This window comes from Bacillus sp. 103mf, from assembly GCF_900116295.1.
Taxonomy (GTDB): domain Bacteria; phylum Bacillota; class Bacilli; order Bacillales; family Bacillaceae_G; genus Bacillus_A; species Bacillus_A bruguierae.
Genome location: NZ_FPAF01000006.1, coordinates 30,522 through 48,892, shown reverse-complemented (window position 1 = coordinate 48,892; position 18,371 = coordinate 30,522). Strand labels below are relative to the sequence as shown.

The 18,371-nt window shown below is 37.7% G+C and carries 10 protein-coding genes and 3 pseudogenes; 12 read left to right on the top strand and 1 reads right to left on the bottom strand.

The window, feature by feature from the left end:
* The first annotated feature begins 145 nt into the window (after positions 1 to 145).
* The 7 genes and pseudogenes from BM350_RS15475 to BM350_RS15445 all read left to right on the top strand — a co-directional run.
* Complete coding sequence (locus BM350_RS15475; RefSeq protein ID WP_090920050.1) at positions 146 to 1,315, top strand: galactokinase; 1,170 nt, start codon at positions 146 to 148, stop codon at positions 1,313 to 1,315.
* The gene (galT, locus tag BM350_RS15470) at positions 1,312 to 2,841 is read left to right on the top strand and encodes a UDP-glucose--hexose-1-phosphate uridylyltransferase (RefSeq protein WP_090920036.1); all 1,530 of its coding nucleotides are present in this window, start codon (positions 1,312 to 1,314) and stop codon (positions 2,839 to 2,841) included. Before BM350_RS15475 ends, galT begins: the two co-directional genes overlap by 4 nt.
* Positions 2,838 to 3,824, top strand: a complete 987-nt coding sequence (gene galE, locus BM350_RS15465) for a UDP-glucose 4-epimerase GalE (RefSeq protein WP_090920033.1) — start codon at positions 2,838 to 2,840, stop codon at positions 3,822 to 3,824. Before galT ends, galE begins: the two co-directional genes overlap by 4 nt.
* Before the next feature lie 203 nt (positions 3,825 to 4,027).
* Entirely contained in the window at positions 4,028 to 7,171 is a 3,144-nt protein-coding gene (locus BM350_RS15460; protein WP_090920030.1) for a beta-galactosidase, LacZ type, read from the top strand.
* A 337-nt stretch (positions 7,172 to 7,508) separates the two neighbouring features.
* Positions 7,509 to 10,028: an RICIN domain-containing protein gene (locus tag BM350_RS15455; protein WP_090920027.1), complete on the top strand. Its 2,520-nt coding sequence runs from the start codon at positions 7,509 to 7,511 to the stop codon at positions 10,026 to 10,028.
* A 175-nt stretch (positions 10,029 to 10,203) separates the two neighbouring features.
* Complete coding sequence (locus BM350_RS27610) at positions 10,204 to 10,554, top strand: aldose epimerase family protein (protein ID WP_348272207.1); 351 nt, start codon at positions 10,204 to 10,206, stop codon at positions 10,552 to 10,554.
* A 23-nt stretch (positions 10,555 to 10,577) separates the two neighbouring features.
* Positions 10,578 to 10,904: pseudogene (locus BM350_RS15445) on the top strand (IS6 family transposase); the annotation flags it as partial.
* A gap of 435 nt (positions 10,905 to 11,339) precedes the next feature.
* Here BM350_RS15445 and BM350_RS15440 read toward each other — a convergent pair.
* A complete protein-coding gene (locus tag BM350_RS15440) occupies positions 11,340 to 11,693 on the bottom strand; it encodes a DUF6262 family protein (protein ID WP_090920024.1) in 354 nt (117 codons plus the stop codon).
* On the opposite strand from BM350_RS15440, the pseudogene BM350_RS15435 reads away from it, so the two are divergent.
* From BM350_RS15435 to BM350_RS15415, 5 genes and pseudogenes are all read left to right on the top strand, one after another.
* Positions 11,692 to 12,160, top strand: a pseudogene (locus tag BM350_RS15435) (ankyrin repeat domain-containing protein). The gene BM350_RS15440 and the pseudogene BM350_RS15435 overlap by 2 nt on opposite strands.
* Positions 12,161 to 12,217: 57 nt before the next feature.
* A pseudogene (locus tag BM350_RS15430) lies at positions 12,218 to 12,682 on the top strand (DUF2004 domain-containing protein); the annotation flags it as partial.
* A 373-nt stretch (positions 12,683 to 13,055) separates the two neighbouring features.
* The gene (locus BM350_RS15425) at positions 13,056 to 13,694 is read left to right on the top strand and encodes a hypothetical protein (RefSeq protein WP_090919516.1); all 639 of its coding nucleotides are present in this window, start codon (positions 13,056 to 13,058) and stop codon (positions 13,692 to 13,694) included.
* A gap of 53 nt (positions 13,695 to 13,747) precedes the next feature.
* Positions 13,748 to 14,176, top strand: a complete 429-nt coding sequence (locus BM350_RS15420) for an SMI1/KNR4 family protein (RefSeq protein ID WP_090919513.1) — start codon at positions 13,748 to 13,750, stop codon at positions 14,174 to 14,176.
* A gap of 762 nt (positions 14,177 to 14,938) precedes the next feature.
* Entirely contained in the window at positions 14,939 to 18,367 is a 3,429-nt protein-coding gene (locus tag BM350_RS15415; RefSeq protein WP_090919510.1) for a DUF4132 domain-containing protein, read from the top strand.
* Positions 18,368 to 18,371: the final 4 nt, after the last annotated feature.

Sequence of the window (18,371 nt, the reverse complement as noted above, 5' to 3'; positions counted from 1 at the left end):
TATAGAAAAAATTAGATACTACTATCAGAATGTATTTAAAATACGATGTTGTGTCTAGAAATAATGATGAACTGTTAGAAGTAAGCCAGTGAATACGGAGATAATTTCCTTATTTAAAATGAATGCAAAAGGGATGTTTATACTTATGGAAAAGAAACGTGAACTAGCCTTAAAATTTGCTGAGGTATTTGGACCTCAAGAAACAACTCAATATTTTTCTCCAGGACGTATTAACTTAATTGGAGAACATACAGACTACAATGGTGGCTATGTATTCCCCGCTTCTATTACTTATGGAACTTACGGAGTAGCTAGACGTCGTAAGGATGATAGAGTATTAGTCTACTCAACGAACTTTGAAGAAATTGGAGTGATTAGCTTCACGTTAAATGAACTCGATTACGATAAAAGTGCTAATTGGGCAAATTATGTAAAAGGAGTTATCTTAACACTGAAAGAAGCAGGTCATAAAATAGACTGTGGTTTTGAGTTATTAGTTGAAGGAACGATTCCGAACGGAGCGGGGCTTTCAAGTAGTGCTTCACTTGAATTACTTGTAGGCGTAGTATTAGAAGGCTTGTTCAACTTAGACATAACGCGACTTGAATTAGTGAAAATGGGTAAAAAAGTTGAAAATGAGTTCATTGGTGTAAATTCTGGTATCATGGATCAATTTGCCATTGGATTTGGTGAGAAAGACAAAGCGATTCTCCTTGATACCAATACGTTAGAGTATGAAATGGTTCCAGTGGTTCTAAACGACTATGCTATTGTAATTATGAATACGAATAAACGTCGTGAACTAGCAGATTCAAAATATAATGAGCGCCGTGCTGAATGTGAAGAAGCACTCGCACGTCTCCAAACGAAGTTAGAGATTCATGCACTTGGAGAACTAAGCGAAACAGAATTTGATGCAAATCAAAATCTTATTGGAGATGAAATCCTAATTAAACGTGCGAAGCATGCAGTTTACGAAAATGAACGCACAAAAAAAGCCAAAGCAGCTCTTACTGCAGGTAATTTAGAAGAATTCGGAAAGCTATTGAATGCTTCTCATACATCTTTAAGAGATGATTATGAGGTAACCGGGCTTGAATTAGATACATTGGTGGCCGCTGCGCAAAAACAAGAGGGTGTGCTTGGAGCGCGTATGACTGGAGCAGGATTTGGGGGATGTGCCATCGCATTAGTAAAAGAAAGTGAAACCCACACTTTTAAAAACAATGTTTATGATGAATATCTCAAAGTTGTGGGATATGCGCCTGTCTTTTATGTGGCCCACATTGGTAGTGGAACTACAGTGATTGGATGATGAGTGAGGTGGAAACGATGAACACATGGCAAGCAATTTATGATTTTACTACACTTGCAATTGAGAATGGAGCCATTGAGGAAAATGACCGAATTTATATGCACAATCAACTATTACGTTTGATTGGCGAATCGGAAATGGGAGAGATTACTAGTGTAGTTGAAACGGACCCACATGTGCTGTTAGATACGCTTATAGATAAAGCGACGGAAAATCTTATTATCTCTAAAAACCAAGCCAATCGTGATATGTTCGAAGCGCTTTTAATGAATGTGATTACACCGCTTCCATCCAAGGTCAATGCAAATTTTCAGGAGGCATATCGCAAAAGTCCTGAACAAGCAACGGATTACTTCTTTGAGCTAAGTAAACGCAATGATTATATAAAGACCCGTGCAATTGCAAAAAATATTCATTATTTAGCAGAATCAAAATATGGTGAACTTGAGATTACTATTAATTTGTCCAAACCAGAGAAAGATCCAAAAGAGATCTTAGCGGCTAGAAATACACCGAAGGGCAATTATCCAAAATGTTTACTTTGTATTGAAAATGAAGGGTATTTCGGTCGCTTGAACCACCCAGGCAGAAGCAATCACCGAATCATTAACATCAAGCTAGATGGAGAGGAATGGGGTTTTCAATATTCACCATATGCATACTTTAATGAACACTCCATCGTATTATCTAAGAAGCATCGGCCAATGAAAATTTCTCGTGAGGCATTCTCTCGTTTATTCAGTTTTGTAGAAATCATGCCACACTATTTCATTGGTTCAAATGCGGATTTACCTATTGTAGGAGGATCTATCTTAAGTCATGATCACTATCAGGCTGGACGCTATAGTTTTCCAATGGCAAAGGCTAAAGTTCTTCAAACATTTGAACTACCTGAATACCCAAATATTTCTTGCGGTATTGTCGACTGGCCAATGAGTGTGATTCGCCTCTCTTCTTTAAACAAAGAAGAACTAATTAATGCCAGCATCTACATCCATGAAAGTTGGAAGAACTATTCAGATGAATTCTTACAAATTCGTGCAGAGTCAAAAGATGGCACAGAACATCATACGATTACACCAATTGTGCGGCGCCGCGAAGAAAAGTATGAAATTGATCTTGTACTGCGTGATAATAATGTGAGTGAAGAATACCCTGATGGAATTTTTCATCCACACCCAGATGTACAGCATATTAAGAAAGAAAATATCGGGCTGATTGAAGTCATGGGCCTTGCGGTTCTCCCTCCACGTTTGATTGAGGAGCTTCATGAAGTTGAGCTGTACTTGTTAGATAAGGAAGCCAATGTTCCTGAAATCCATCAAAAATGGGCAGATGAATTAAAAGCCCAGGGTGGCTATACGGAAGAGACTATCCAAAGCTTTCTTCAAACTGAAGTTGCAAAAACATTTGAACGCGTCTTAGAAGATGCTGGTGTCTATAAGATGAATAAAGATGGTAGAGCAGGGTTTGATCGCTTTATCAAAGAATTACAAAACACAAATCGAGAGGTGATGACGAGATGACAGTTTTAGTTTTAGGTGGTGCAGGCTATATCGGTTCACATGCCGTCAATCAATTAATCACAAATGGCTATGATGTAGCGGTAATCGATAATCTATTGACCGGTCATATCGAATCGTTGCATGAAAAAGCGCGTTTTTACAAGGGAGATATACGTGATAAGAAATTCATGTGTGAAGTCTTCTCTCAAGAAAAGAATATTGAAGGTGTGATACATTTTGCCGCATTTTCACTTGTTGGTGAATCAATGGAAGAGCCATTGAAATATTTCAATAACAACGTTTACGGCGCGCAAATTACCTTAGAAGTCATGAGAGAATTCGGCGTGAAATACATTGTCTTTTCTTCAACTGCTGCAACGTTTGGAATTCCAGAAGAGGTGCCAATTAAGGAAACAACTCCAACAAATCCAATCAACCCATACGGTCAAAGTAAGTTGATGATGGAACAAATGATGAAATGGCAAAGTGAGGCAAGCGACATGAATTATGTGGCGCTTCGTTACTTTAATGTTGCAGGTGCAAAAGAAGATGGCTCAATTGGAGAAGCCCATACTCATGAAACACATTTAATTCCGATTATTTTACAGGTAGCACTTGGTCAGCGTGATCAGCTCATGATTTATGGGGACGATTATAACACGCCGGATGGAACGAACATCCGTGACTATATTCATGTAGTAGATTTAATCGATGCGCATATCAAAGCGCTAGAATATTTAAAAGCTGGCGGAAAATCGGACGTATTTAATCTTGGTTCAGCAGAAGGCTATTCAAATAAAGAAATACTTAAAGCTGCTCGTGAAGTCACAGGACATCCAATTCCAGCAAAAATCGGTCCGCGTCGCCCAGGTGATCCAGATGTGTTAATTGCATCAAGTGTGAAAGCCAAGGAAATTCTTGGTTGGGAACCAAAATATACTTCTATTAAGGATATTATCGCTACAGCATGGAAATGGCATCAAAGCCATCCAGAAGGGTATTAAAATATTCGAAAAAGAACTGTATTAGAGGAGGTGAAATTTCTAGTTATTGAAGAGAGAGACTTCTTTCGAAAAAACGTTAAATAACGTTGAAGTTATATAAATAAATATTTTCATGCTGGTTGATATTCTTGATATAGAGTAAGAGTGATTATGACTATTTTTAAAATTGAGTAGAGTTTTTATTTCGGAAGAGGAGGAATAATATGTTAAAAATATTAAAAAAATTTAATTATGCACCACCTAAAAATGGATATCCGGAATGGAATAACAATCCTGATATTTTTCAACTGAACCGACTGGAACCTCATGCGACTTTGATGCCATATGCAACGGTAGAAGAAGCATTAAAAGGGAATCGAAAGACTTCTAATTATTATTACTGTTTAAATGGAGATTGGAAGTTTAGTTTTTCAGAAAATCCAGAAAAACGAATCCGGAATTTTTTCGAAAACGACTATGACGACAGTACATGGAAGGAAATAAAGGTCCCAGCACACTGGCAGCTTCAGGGATATGATTACCCACACTATACGAACCTGACATACCCATGGGAAGGAAGGGAAGATATCAAACCGCCGTTTGCTCCGACAGAGTATAATCCTGTTGGGCAATATAGAACGACTTTCACTGTACCGAAAGCCTGGGATGGACAACCTGTCTATATTAGTTTTCAGGGAGTAGAGTCAGCTTTTTATGTCTGGGTTAATGGGGAGCTTGTTGGCTACAGTGAGGATACTTTTACACCAGCAGATTTTGACTTAACGCCTTATCTTATTGACGGTGAAAATAAACTGGCTGTCGAAGTTTATCGGTGGTGTGATGCAAGTTGGCTTGAGGATCAGGACTTTTGGAGAATGAGTGGGATTTTTCGAGATGTCTATCTATATTCCTCACCAGAGGTACACATCAATGATTTTTTTGTTGTAACAGAGTTGGATGAAAATTATGAGAATGCGGATGTAAAGATTCAAGCAAAAGTGACGAACTATTTTGAACGGAATGTAGGTGCAGTCTCGTTTGAAGCCATGTTGTACGATCAAGACAATCACAAAGTGTTTGATGAGCCAGTTACGGCTGATATAGTGATCGATGGTAAAGCTGAAGTGGTCTTAAATGTTTCAAAATTTGTAGAGAATCCATTGAAATGGAGTGCAGAGCATCCGAATCTGTATACACTTGTTTTAAGTTTGAAAGATGAAAAAGGCCACATTATTGAAACGGAAAGCTGTAAAGTCGGATTCCGAAAATTTGAGCTAAAAGACGGCCTTATGCAAATCAATGGGAAACGTATTGTCTTTAAAGGAGTTAATCGTCATGAATTTGTTGCGGAAAAAGGACGCGCAGACATCAATTATGAGGATATGCTCCATGATATAAAGCTGATGAAGAAGTTTAATATCAATGCAGTTCGAACTTCACATTATCCAAATCATCCAGTATGGTACGAACTTTGTGATGAATACGGTCTTTACGTGATTGACGAGACGAACCTTGAAACACATGGTACATGGGAATATGGACAAGAGGAAGAGGGCGATACGGTACCGGGTAGTAAGCCTGAATGGACAGAAAATGTCCTTGATCGCTGTAATTCGATGTTTCAAAGGGATAAAAATCACCCTTCCATCATAATCTGGTCTCTTGGCAATGAATCGTTCGGTGGTGATAACTTTATTAAGATGCATCAATTCTTTAAAGAAAATGATCCAACAAGACTTGTGCATTATGAAGGTGTGTTTCATTATCGTGCGTCAGAAGCTGCTTCGGATATTGAAAGTACTATGTACGTTAATGTCGATGGTGTGGAGAAATATGCTCAAAATAATCCGACTAAACCTTACATTCTCTGTGAGTACAGCCATGCGATGGGGAATTCGTGCGGAAATCTCTTCAAATACTGGGATTTATTTGACAAATATCCAATCCTTCAAGGGGCCTTTATTTGGGACTGGAAAGATCAGGCGTTAAAGACGAAAACAGCTGATGGAATTGAATATTTGGCTTATGGCGGTGATTTTGGTGAGACACTACATGACGGAAACTTCTCTGGAAATGGGTTAATTTTTGCTGATGGCACCATTACTCCTAAGATTTTTGAAGTAAAGAAATGCTATCAAAATGTAAAAATTAAAGCAGTTGACGTGAAGAAGGGTACAGTTGAAATAATAAACCAACATTTATTTACGAATCTCAAAGACTATCAGCTACAATGGGAGATCATGAAAAATGGAGAAGTAATTGAAACAGGGTATGAGATTGTAGACATTCAGCCTCTTAGTGCCGATGTTGTTCAACTACCTTATCAGTTGCCGGAAGAAAGAGTAACACCAGATGAATATATCTTAACAGTTAGTCTTCGCTTAAAAGGGGAAACATTATGGGCAGAAAAAGGCCATGAAATTGCCTTTGAACAATTTATTATACCGGTTGAAAAGGTGGAAATCAAAACGATTGAAAACGACTATCCAGAAGTGAAGGTAGTTGAAAGTGACACTAAACTTCAAGTAGAGGGTCAGGACTTTGCGATTGTTTTCAGCAAAGAAAGCGGAAGCATAGAATCGTATTCTTATAAAGGTCATGAACTATTAAAGAGCGGCTTTGAACCGAATTTTTGGAGAGCTTCCACGGACAATGATATAGCAAGAGGAAGAGGGTTGGCTTCAAGATCTGCGACGTGGAGAGAGGTGGGCCAAAAAAGAGAATTACAAGCATTAACTATTGAACGTAAGGCTAATTTGGTGACTATCGAAGCGGAATTCCAGCTTTCAACAGCTGCACCGTCACAATGCAAAATCCGTTATATTATCCTAGGTAATGGGATTGTTGAAGTGAAGCAGGATCTTTGCCCTGGTGAAAAACTTCCGGAAATCCCGGAAATTGGCATGATGGTTATCATGGACCAAGCGTTTGAAAACATCACATGGTACGGAAAAGGCCCTCATGAAAACTATTGGGACAGAGAAACAGGAGCAAAGATTGCCATCCATAATGGTAAAGTAAAGGATCAATATACTCCTTATCTAAAGCCACAGGAGTGTGGAAATAAGGTAGACGTAAGGTGGGCGACTATTACAAATAATGAAGGAATCGGATTAATGGTTTCCGGATTGCCAACAGTTGAAGTCAATGCGTTGCCGTATACTCCATTTGAGTTGGAGGAACATGACCATCCATACAAATTGCCTAAAAGCAATAAAGTTGCGTTAAGAGTCAATTACAAGCAGATGGGTGTCGGTGGGGATGATAGTTGGGGACAACCAACTCATCCGGAGTTTACACTTTATGCTAACCGAACTTATACGTATTCCTTCACTTTCAAGGGAATCGAAAAAAATAATATAAATTGAATTAAGAATAGGACATTTAAGGGGAAATTCTAAGAGATTTTATTATAATTTTGAGATGTAATAAAAGCCTTGAGTTTCCTCTTTTACAAAAAGAGGTGTAAAACAAAACATGGAAAAATGTGAACATGCTCAATTACAATCAGTAAAACAACTGGGAGGTCCTACTTTAATCATGTGTACGAAGTGCAACCAAATTCTTAAGGTGCTAAAAAAGTAGTCTCTTTATTTACAAGATTTTAATCGTTATCTCTTAAAGTCCTGAGAGATTAAGAGAGGGGGATTAGGGTGTAACTAAAAAACGACAGAGATTCGCTTATAAAACATATTTAAAAACTAAATGAAAAGGAGGAAGCACTCAATGTTGTTAAGGAAGTTAAAGAAAGTTGACAAAAAACTTATAACCTGTAGTTTGGTCACCGGGTTTGTGTTCGGCCTGCTTGCACCGACAACATCAAAGAGCTTCGTAAATGCTGAAACTGTTAATAAAGTGAATATTACCCAGGAGCAAATTAAACTAGACCCAAGCTACCAACAGGCGCCCTTTGATGGATGGGGAACAGCTCTGGTGTGGTTTGCCAATATTACGGGCGGGTGGCCGGATAACATGAAAAATGAGCTGGCAGATGCTCTATATAGTGAGAATGGGCTTAATTTCAATATCGCCCGTTATAATATAGGCGGGGGTAACTCTCCTGAAACGACTCCATATATGCGTAAAGGAGGAGCGGTCCCAGGTTATTGGAATAGACCTGCTGAATATGGGCCACCAAATGGGAGTACTGAGAATTGGACTGAGCAGAAGAATTGGTGGAATCCTGAAAATCCCGAGCATTGGGATTGGAGTGCAGATGCCAACCAGCGATGGTGGTTGCAGGCAGCCAAAGTAAGAGGGGCAGATACTTTTGAAGCATTTTCAAACTCAGCTCCATATTTTATGACTCAGAGCGGATATGTATCCGGAAATTTGAATCCATGGGATGACAATCTAAAGTCTGATCAATATGAAAATTTTGCAAATTACTTAACAACAGTAGTTGGACATTTACAGGAAGATATGAACATTAAATTTAAAACGCTTTCACCAATAAATGAACCAAATACAGGTTTTTGGAAATCGACAAATGGACAAGAAGGATCAAACTGGTCTCCTGCATCACAAACCAAAATCATCAATGAAGTAAAGAAACAATTGGATGAAAAAAGATTGAGTACTTCTGTGTCAGCTATGGACGAGACCAGTCCATCGCATTTTAGAAACGATTGGGATCAGTATGACAGTGTTACTCGCAACAACATTGGGCGATTAAATGTACATACTTACAATACCGCTAACCGAACTGCGGTGAGAGATATTGCTAAAGGTACGGGGAAACCATTATGGATGTCTGAGAATGATCTTGGTCATGGCGGTGATGGGCAAAATTTTGAAGATATCAGACCAGGACTTGTTTTATCAGAGAAAATTCAAGATGATATTCAGCAACTGGAACCGAAAGCATGGGTTGTTTGGCAAGCGATTGAAGATGAAGTGAATATGGATCCTCAACATGAAAATAGTAACTGGGGACTTATACAAGTGGATTTTGAGCCGAAAGATCCTAGTAATGTGAAGATAAATAAAAACAAAAAGTATTATACAATGGGTAACTACAGTAAGTTTATACGACCTGGTGACCAGGTGATTAATTCTAATAACAAGAATACCTTGGCGGCTATTGATAGCAAGAATAATTCGGTTGTTGTAGTCTATACAAACTCATCGTCAGAAGAAAAATCGATCAACGTTGACTTGTCTGGGTTCGAGTCTGTAAAAGAAACATCAGCAGCCACACCTTATGTGACATCAGCTGTAGACAATTTACAGAAAAAAGAGGAAATCAAGATTTTCGATAAAACGTTATCGACTGTTGTTCAACCCCAATCCGTTACAACATTTGTGATATCAGATGTGAGTGGAGTGAATAAAGACAATATCTTTTTGAATACGCAGGATAAATACACAATTTCCAGTGTGAATAGTGGAAAAGTGCTTGATAAGGGACAGGACGGTAAATCGATTGTTCAAAAAACCTATGATCGTGATAAAGAGAGCCAACAGTGGAGCATTCAGAAAGTGACAAATGGATATAGCACGAAGGAATATTACAAAATTGTCGACACTGCGAGTGGGAACGTACTCGGTGTTGAAAATGGGTCTGCAGTTGAACAAAAGGCTGATGAAAGCGCCGCTAATCAAAAATGGATGTTATCAACATACGGAAATCAAGAGTACACGCTCATTAATGTACAGAGTGGAAAATTACTAGACGTAGGGGGTGGATCTAAGGAAGAAGATGCACCTGTCGGTGTATGGCAACCGAATGCAGGCAGCAACCAGGTTTGGAAAGTCGTCAAAGCTGAAAGTGTGGAAAGAACAGTATTGCAAAATATAGCGTTAAATCCGCCAGGATCGGGACAGGAGTATCCTAAAGCGAGCGCTTCTTTTACCGGAAGAAATGATAAAGCAGCGAATGTGAATGACGGAGATATTTCATCTGTTCGATGGACCAACTGGGATCCAAACAGTTGGAGACCAGAAGATTGGGTGGCAATAGATTTTGGTCATGAGAATACTGTCTCCCAATTAGATTTTCATTTTTATGATGATTTAGGAGGTACGAGACCACCTGCTTCTTTGCACCTCGAATATTGGGATGGGAAAGAGTGGAAAGTAATCGAGGGAACTCAGTCGGATGTTAATATGAAAAAAGAGTTAACCCTTCATTTTGCACCGATTGCCACATCGCAGATTAGAGCTGTGATGAAAGCAGCACAAGGTACTTGTATAGCTATTTCAGAAATAAAGGTATGGGGATAAGGGTGATGGTCCTAATGCTGCGTTAGTACTTGATGATGATGCTACACTTGAGAGTATAATGATCGATGGAAAGCCGCTTAATGAATTCCTGGCCTCCTATTATGGAAAATCTGATTGAAAGACATTGCTGAATTTAACTAATCACACATCTTTTGATTTCCGGGAATGAAGGAGAATAGGCGATGGTGTTGTTTCCAACAATCCTCAAAATATATTAGCCAGTAAAGGGTATGACCATCCTTTCCTCCTGAATACCAACTATGATGAAGAAATTGTTTTATGGGATGAAGAAAGCGGGAGAAAGCTAACGATAGAAACAAATCAAGATGCGGTAGTATTGTATACCGGCAACCAATTGGATGATAACTTTTCCATGCGCGGGGTACAATCACAAAAATACCTTGGCTTGTGTCTAGAAACACAAGGATTACCAGATTCCATTCATCATCCCAACTTTCCTTCTTGCGTTTTAAACAAAGATGAGGAATATCGCTCTGTAACCAAATATAGTTTCGGTATTGTTTAAAGTAAGGGGAAGGTGAAATATGGATACAATGTCACCTCAAGCAAGCAAATGACTTCTGGAGAGTTGATGAAACGTATATAAAAGTTAAAGGTCAATGGATGTATCTGTACCGAGTTGTCGATTCTAAAGGAAATACGATTGACTTTTATCCAAGCCAAACAAGAGACCACAGGGCTGCAAAGCGCTTTTTCAAGAAAGCTTTGCGGTCTTTTCATGTTTCTAAGCCGCGTGTCATAACAGTGGATAAAAATCCGGCTTATCCTATAGCAGTTGAAGAATTGAGGAAGGAAAAAAACATGTCATCAGGCATGCAACTCAGACAAAAGAAATATTTAAACAATATCGTGGAATAAGATCATCGTTTTATCAAGAAACGTGTTCGTTCTATGCTAGGATGGAAATCATTTCATAATGTCACTTACGTACAAACAGAAATTGAATAAGAAGTTATAGCATTACAAGAACAAACTAATCCCAACAAAATTATTGAGACTTTAAACAATTGGGCTAGTATAGTTTTAGATACTTCAGCAAAAATAAAAGAAAAATCTCCATTTGCTTTTCTAATTATGATTGTCATCGGATCATTCATCTATAGAACGTGTGTGGAACCAGCTATACAAGATATAATCAAAGAAAATGTTCTTCATGTTTCTGAATTTACAACTAATAAACTTGAAGGAAATGCAAAACAAGTAAAGAGTACTCTTGCAAAGGATTTTGGTTTTGCTCTTTCGACTGTAAATAAGGTTCGAGTTACAAGTCGAGAAACACCAGTTTTCCGTTCACTTATATACTTCTGCATAAGCGCATTTTAACTGCTTTCGTAACTCCTTATTATCTTCTTCTAGCTTTTTAATTTTTCTTTTCAAAGAAGCGATAATTGCATCTTTGTTGTTCTCAATCATCTCACGTTTAATTTGTTTTTGAGTGGGGGCTTGGGTTTGCTGTTGCCGTAAGGAGTTAATACGTTCTCTGATTTCATGATCGTTGTAAAGCGTTGCTTTGCTTACTCCCGATTCATTTGCTACACTATTAAAGTTTATGCTTTTTATCGCTTTATCGACTTTTTGAAAGGTATTTGCTTTTCTTTCTTTATGAATCTGTTTTAAATGCTCTATACGATCGTAATTAGTCATGAAAAACACCTTTCTTTCTTTTCACTCTATAAGAGATTTACTTGAGAAAGACCCAGAAATGTTAACATGGATGACACCCTTTGTTACATGGTTACATGTAACAGCGGCTCATGGGCATTTAAAAATAATAGAATATCTTATTAATGCTGGGATAGATATTCATGCACAGGGTGGAACTTTTTCTACAAATGCCCTTGAAAGAGCGGCTACAAAAGGACATTTAGATATTGCAGAATATCTCATTAACCAAAATGTTGAGATTGATACTAGTGAACCAGATAGAAATCCTCTGTTTGCTACAATATATGGTGGCCATTTTGAGATTGTTAGTTGAGAATAATATAGATATATCTATAAAATACTCTGACGGCAGTATGAAGGATATGGATGTTTATGTATTTGCCATTGAAAGAGGACAAACAAAAATTGCTGAATATTTAAAGCAAAAGATGGATGAAAAAGAATAGAAAAAGAGATTTTTTATTTAAAAGTATTTGCTAATAAACAAAAAAGGAGATTTTAAAATGGCTATAAACGATCCGATTTTTGGTGAAATTGAGTATGACTATGCTTGGACTAAGGATACCACTATTCATTTTTAGGGAAAAGAAACTGAGATAGCTTTGATGATAGAGGGTGAAGAAGATGGCAAGTTTGTTGAAGATCAATATACAGCATATCAATCATTAATGCAAAATTGGGAGGACTTACAACCAAGTTTATTGCAATCAATATTAGAATATTACAAACAAGAGCGATATGAACTAGGTTATGATATTGAAGTAAATGAGAATTATCCACTAGTTGAAACGACTGATCAAATACTAGAAATGATAAGTTTAGATGGAATTGTTGTTTCATATGCGGGTATTTTTGAAGGTCAAGATATTGGAATCACATTTAATTGTACATGGGATATGGAAAATGGATTAGGGCTTCGTCTATTAAATGAAAAAGTAACTGAGGTAGGTTACCAGGATAAGGATATTGCAATTTTAATTTATATATCCAAATTAAAAAAACGACATAAAAAACTCTTTCTTTTTGGGGAGGACAAGAGCATCTGGCCGTGCATAGAAGCGGTCATGGCCTTTTCCTGCCACGCGCAAAGTTTTAAAATAAAGAAAGGCAGCAAGGTGTAGGTCCATTTTTATCTTCATGGCAGCAATTTATATGCTGAAAAATGAACATAACTTTCTATAGGTAATAAGGGGTTTATTTTCACTGTAATCATACCCCCTACCAAACTTCTAAATGAAATGTAGGGCTGAGTAATTACATGGATTGTATGATTCATGATAGTTTGCGTTTGTCAAAAATAAATACGTAAGAGTTTCTACAATTGTTAAGGGATGTGTGTAAATGAAAGAGTTTTATCACTCTAAAAAGAAGAAAATACGAGGGTGGAAACGACATAAGAGAAAGATAGAAAGATGGAAGCAAAATGTAATCGACATAGATATGAGTTACATTCGTGAGCATCAAAGAGATTATGCAAAGTTGTGGATTCATCCCTTTTATTCTTTAGTCCGTAGAAATCCTCCTAATTGGTATAACCGTTTATTATTAAATGAAATAATAGATGTATATCTAAACTGGTATGAAAAAATGACAATGGAGGATGAAAACTTTTACCTGAAAATTTGGTTATATGAACCAGACTTTATAAGTTCTCAAATTGTCGTTTCTTACAAGGATTGTATAAATACTTATAATGATACCTTTGACAAAAACCTTACCACAAAGAGATTTCCGTTTCATAAATATGAATCATTAAAGGATAAATTAGCTTTGTTTAATTGGGAAGCTCACATTGATACCGAAATGTATTGGGATAAGGAACTAAAAGAAGATATAGTAACAGGGTTTAGAACAAAAGACGAGGTAAATGAAATAATAAATAAGGCTTATAAAATCCAGAAGATTAAGCTCAGTGATGGAGATGACGTTCTTTATAAGGTTAATGTTGGGGAAGTTTGGTTGGGAACACTAAAAAAATGATTTTGTGAATCGTTGGAAAACCAAAGGAGAGGAAGCTTTAGGAGGGAATGAAAGTGAATGTGTTGCCTGATAAATTAGACCAAGTTCTTGGAGAAGACATTTATAAACGTGAAGATAAGAAAAAAGTGAAAGAGGCCTTAATTAGCTTAGGTGTAGAAGTATCTGATACATTTAGTGAATTTTATTCTCGGTATGCTGGACCTTTTTGGGAAGAGCACGTTCCTTACGAGCTGTTAGATATTGTAGATGAGGAGAACAATATTCAATCAAATACAATGATTGCTCGAAATGAGCATGGATTTCCTAAAAAGTATCTGGTTTTAAGTGAAATGTTAGCAAATGCCGTACTAGTGCTTGATAGTGTGACTGATCGAGTTTATTCGGTTCATTTTGAAGGTGGAGATGAACTGCTTTTAAGTGGGGAGTTAAAGGAAACTTGGTCAACATTTTATGTGTTTTTAAAGGAATATTTTAACTGTTAGCTAGAGAATAAGTTAATGTCAAATAGAAGGATTGTAACTACTTAGTCACCCTATGAAAAACTGACAGAAAAGCATTTTTTTAAATGGTCGAGAGAGACTGGCTATGTATGGTAGCGGTCAGGGCCTTTTCCTGCCACGCGCAAAATTTTAAAATAAAGAAAGGCAGCAAGGAGTAGGTCCATTTCTATCTTCGTGGCAGCAATCTATATGCTGAAAAATGAAAATAACTTTCTATAGGTAATAAGAAGCATATTTTTAATGGAATCATACCCCTTGCCAAACTTCTAAATGAAATGGATATATAGTTGTAAATTGCAAGTATAAAAATCTGATGATGTGATATATAAGTCCAAATTAAAAACCTGACATAAACCCCTTTTCTTTTTAGATAATCGAGAGCGTCTGGCCATGCGTAGAAGAGGATGGTTCCTTTTTCTGCCACGTGCGAAGTTCAAACAAAGAGAGAAAGAAAGTAACAGGTTATTTTTTATTCAGCATGGCGGCGACTTGTGTGTTGGAAAGTCAAGTTGGATTTATATATATCATATATTTCACAGAAACATATGTTCGTATTGAGGTTAATATGCTATACTAGTAATGTAAATATATTCCGTATGTTACGCAAAACGATTTATTGCAATTAAGTGTTTTAGAATTAGAGATTTCAGATATATGAAAAAATAAGCGTTATCATTTTTATATGATGTAACTAACTACAAGTTACAGTGATGAACTTATAAAAGAACTAGGGAGGCAGAGAAGATGGCAGTCAGTACATATCAGTTGTTTCAGCACCTTAATATGACAGGAGAACAAGAGGATTTAGCAATACGTTACTTGCAGACGAGAGATGAGGAAGTTTTAAAACATATAGAACGAACGACCATTCGCGAAAATAAACGAGATAGTTTTTCTTGGCAGTTTATGAACGATTTTGAGAAAACGTATAAGCAAGATCCAGTTTTTTTTCGGTTATTTTATCATTTGCTTGAGGAGCAATTGTTAAATGTTCTTCTAGTACGTTTTACACGTGTAAGTTTTCCAGAGATGAAGGTTTATTTCGAAAAAAGCGGCCTTTCGCTGGATATACTTGTAGCATCTGCTTGTAAGTACTTAACAAATCTTTCGCGTTATGTAAATGAAGCGGATGTTTTTATTAGACAGTTAATACAGGAGAATCCAGAGTATATAGAAGGACAACTGCAAGTACTGACAGGTCGGCCAAAGCTAGTTTTACTTCTGCTTATGCTAGGTACAGATTATGAGAGATTTCTTACTTACAGTTCTTTATTGGAGAAAGAACTGCAAGAGCATGCGGAGTTTATATTGAGGCTGGACGGGGCACAAGAGAAGATAGAATTGGCTAAAAGATACGTTCAAGGTGAATCTGTTAGTGAAGTTTCCGTCGGTTCGTCTTTACCTGATGTGACTTGGCAGCTATTATTTCGTGTTTATCAGCATTCGAATGTGGCAAGACGATATATGGACTTGTTAGCGAAATGTTCTGTTGAAAATTTTATGAATTATGCAAAGGGTCATGTGTGTCGTGTTCTTGATCAGTTTGGAAATCATGTAAGAACAAAACGTTTGGATAAACAAGCGTATGAAACAATTCGAAATTTGTGCGAACAATTCGGTATTTCAGAGGAAAGATTTTTCGCATATCGTCTTACACATCATCATTTAGGTGGTATTAACTTCGACCAGGTATATGAATATCAATTGTTGTTTCGTATGGTGGAAGAGCAGCCGGAATTTGTTCAGCGTACGCTGCAATATGTAAGTCAAAGTCATTATCTTTTCGTGGCGATGCTTTTGGCGGAAAATGGATGCGAATTAAATCGAAACAGAGTACGTGAAGAATTTTTAACGATTGTCCTTCAGTCGATATCATCTGATATACGTGATACATATCGTGACTATTTAGTTGGAAAATTGTCATTTGAAGATATGAAGCAAGTATTCGAAAGTTCGAAACATCAAAATAATTACTGGAGAATGCCTGTCTTAGAAATTGCACTCCTTTGGGATATAGAGGAAGCGGCAAAGAGAGAAGCAGCGCTCGAACTTCAATTCGTGAATGATTATAATTGTAGTTTATATGAACTTCTGTACCGATATTCTCATATGGAAAGTTCGCTGGAACAAATGTTAGAAGATCTTCTTTCCTATGGTTTATTAAGGGAGAAGCTCGTTTCTCATTCAGTTAAACAAGCTGCCTGGCACAGTGGGAAGGAAAATAAGGCAAAAGAGGCGCTCGTTAATTTGTTTGTAAAAGAACGGGTATATGTGACAGAGACATTTACTGAGTATTCTGTGGATGAACGAATTTTCATTTTGGATGAGCTAGCAAAGAATGATGCGGTTAAAACGCGCGCGCTTCTCATTCAAAGTCTCGGAGATTCCTCTAAAAAAGTACGTGCTGTTGCAGTTGAATTGCTTACAAAAGATGTGGAAGCTGCAGAGGATGTAGCAAAGGAACTGAACAGTAGAAAGAAAGTCGTGCGCGAAAATGCAATGCAGACACTTTTATACTATAAATCTGAAAAATATACACAGCTTGTACAGGAAGCTTTGCAAGAAAAGAAAAATGCTTCTTTGATGGAGAAGTTTGCTCCGCTGCTTGGTGATGAAGTCCTAGAAGGGGCATCAGGAAGTATTGAAGCTCTTTGTACACGTATTTTAACGCCGCAAAAAAGAAACGCACTCGTGCAGTGGCTCGGATTTGAACCGCAAATTCGTCTTCGTGATTCCGATGCAATTGCAGATGCAACGCTTCCTCTTGCTTATTTTCAGCAGTATGTATCGGAGTCTGTAATTGAGAAAAAGGAAGCAGCGGAAGCAATAGGTGCTGCTCTGAATGAACAAGATTTGAAAGAACATATACAAGCGATTTATCAGCTGTGGATTTCTCAAGGTGCGGAAGCGAAGAAGCGCGGTATTCTTTCGATGTACGGCATTCATAGTAATGATGAAATGGCGCTGCTTCTCAAAAAGCAGATTGATGAGTGGGCACTTGGCATGCGCGGAGCTATCGCTGCTGCAGCTGTTCAGGCGTTGGCGTTGTCTTCATCACATCTTGCACTTATGACGATTAATACTATGGCATTCAAATATAAACATAAGCAGGTGCGTAATGCTGCGAAAGAAGCGTTGAGTCTCGCTGCTAAAACGCGCGGTATAACAGAAGAAGAATTAGAAGATCAGCTTGTTCCAGACCTTGGTTTTAATAAACGCGGTGAAAAGACAATTGATTACGGAAGCAGGACGTTTACTGCCTATTTAACGCCAAACTTGAAAATCGATTTAAAAACAGAAGAAGGAAAACAAATGAAGTCGCTTCCGAAACCAAATGCAAAAGATCATGCGGAAAAGGCAGAAGAGGCTAAGGCGGAGTTATCGTCTATCAAGAAACAGCTGCGAAGCATCATTACGATGCAAACGCAGCGTCTGGAAATGGCGCTTTCTCTCAATCGCTATTGGTCACAAGATACATGGAAGTCTCTGTTTGTGGAAAATCCAATTATGCAGCAATTTGCTATCTCGCTTATTTGGGGCGAGTATAAGGAAGGAAAAGTGCTTGCGATGTTCCGTTATATGGAGGACGGTACGTTTAATACGATTGAAGAAGATGAGCATGAATTTACGCCAGACACCGTTATTGGTTTGATCCATCCACTAGAATTGTCTGAAGAGGAACGGGAATTATGGAAGGAACAATTAGAAGATTATGAGGTTGTCCAGCCATTCCCGCAAATTGCCCGCGAAGTATTTCGGGCGAAGGAAGATGAGGAAGTAACTGTGGAAAGGTTTGCTGGCATTCAAATGAATGGTCGTTCGCTGTTTGGTAAGTTGACGAAGTACGGCTGGAATCGCGGATCGGTTGCAGATGCTGGTGTGTATTATACCTTCTATAAGGAAGACGCTCGCACAGGATTAGGGGCGGAGCTTGCATTTGAAGGTGTATCGGTTGGATATGAAGGAGAGGACGATGTCTGCTTATTTGAAATTCAATTTTATAAAGCTGGCACAGTGAGCCGCGATTCATACTCCTATGACGAAATTGATGATGCGAGACGTATCGCACCAAAGCAAGTACCTGAACGTTTTTTCAGCGAAATTTTATATGATATAAAACGGACGACAGAATCGAATCTCGGCCGTGATGAAAACTGGCGCAGTAAGCGATAAGAAG

Excerpts from the sequence above, each read along its gene's own strand:
- BM350_RS15415 (WP_090919510.1), top strand. The coding sequence starts at position 14,939 with ATGGCAGTCAGTACATATCAGTTGTTTCAGCACCTTAATATGACAGGA.
- galT (WP_090920036.1), top strand. The coding sequence starts at position 1,312 with ATGATGAGTGAGGTGGAAACGATGAACACATGGCAAGCAATTTATGAT.
- BM350_RS15475 (WP_090920050.1), top strand. The coding sequence starts at position 146 with ATGGAAAAGAAACGTGAACTAGCCTTAAAATTTGCTGAGGTATTTGGA.
- galE (WP_090920033.1), top strand. The coding sequence starts at position 2,838 with ATGACAGTTTTAGTTTTAGGTGGTGCAGGCTATATCGGTTCACATGCC.
- BM350_RS15455 (WP_090920027.1), top strand. The coding sequence starts at position 7,509 with ATGAAAAGGAGGAAGCACTCAATGTTGTTAAGGAAGTTAAAGAAAGTT.
- BM350_RS15460 (WP_090920030.1), top strand. The coding sequence starts at position 4,028 with ATGTTAAAAATATTAAAAAAATTTAATTATGCACCACCTAAAAATGGA.
- BM350_RS15440 (WP_090920024.1), bottom strand. The coding sequence starts at position 11,693 with ATGACTAATTACGATCGTATAGAGCATTTAAAACAGATTCATAAAGAA.
- BM350_RS15425 (WP_090919516.1), top strand. The coding sequence starts at position 13,056 with ATGAAAGAGTTTTATCACTCTAAAAAGAAGAAAATACGAGGGTGGAAA.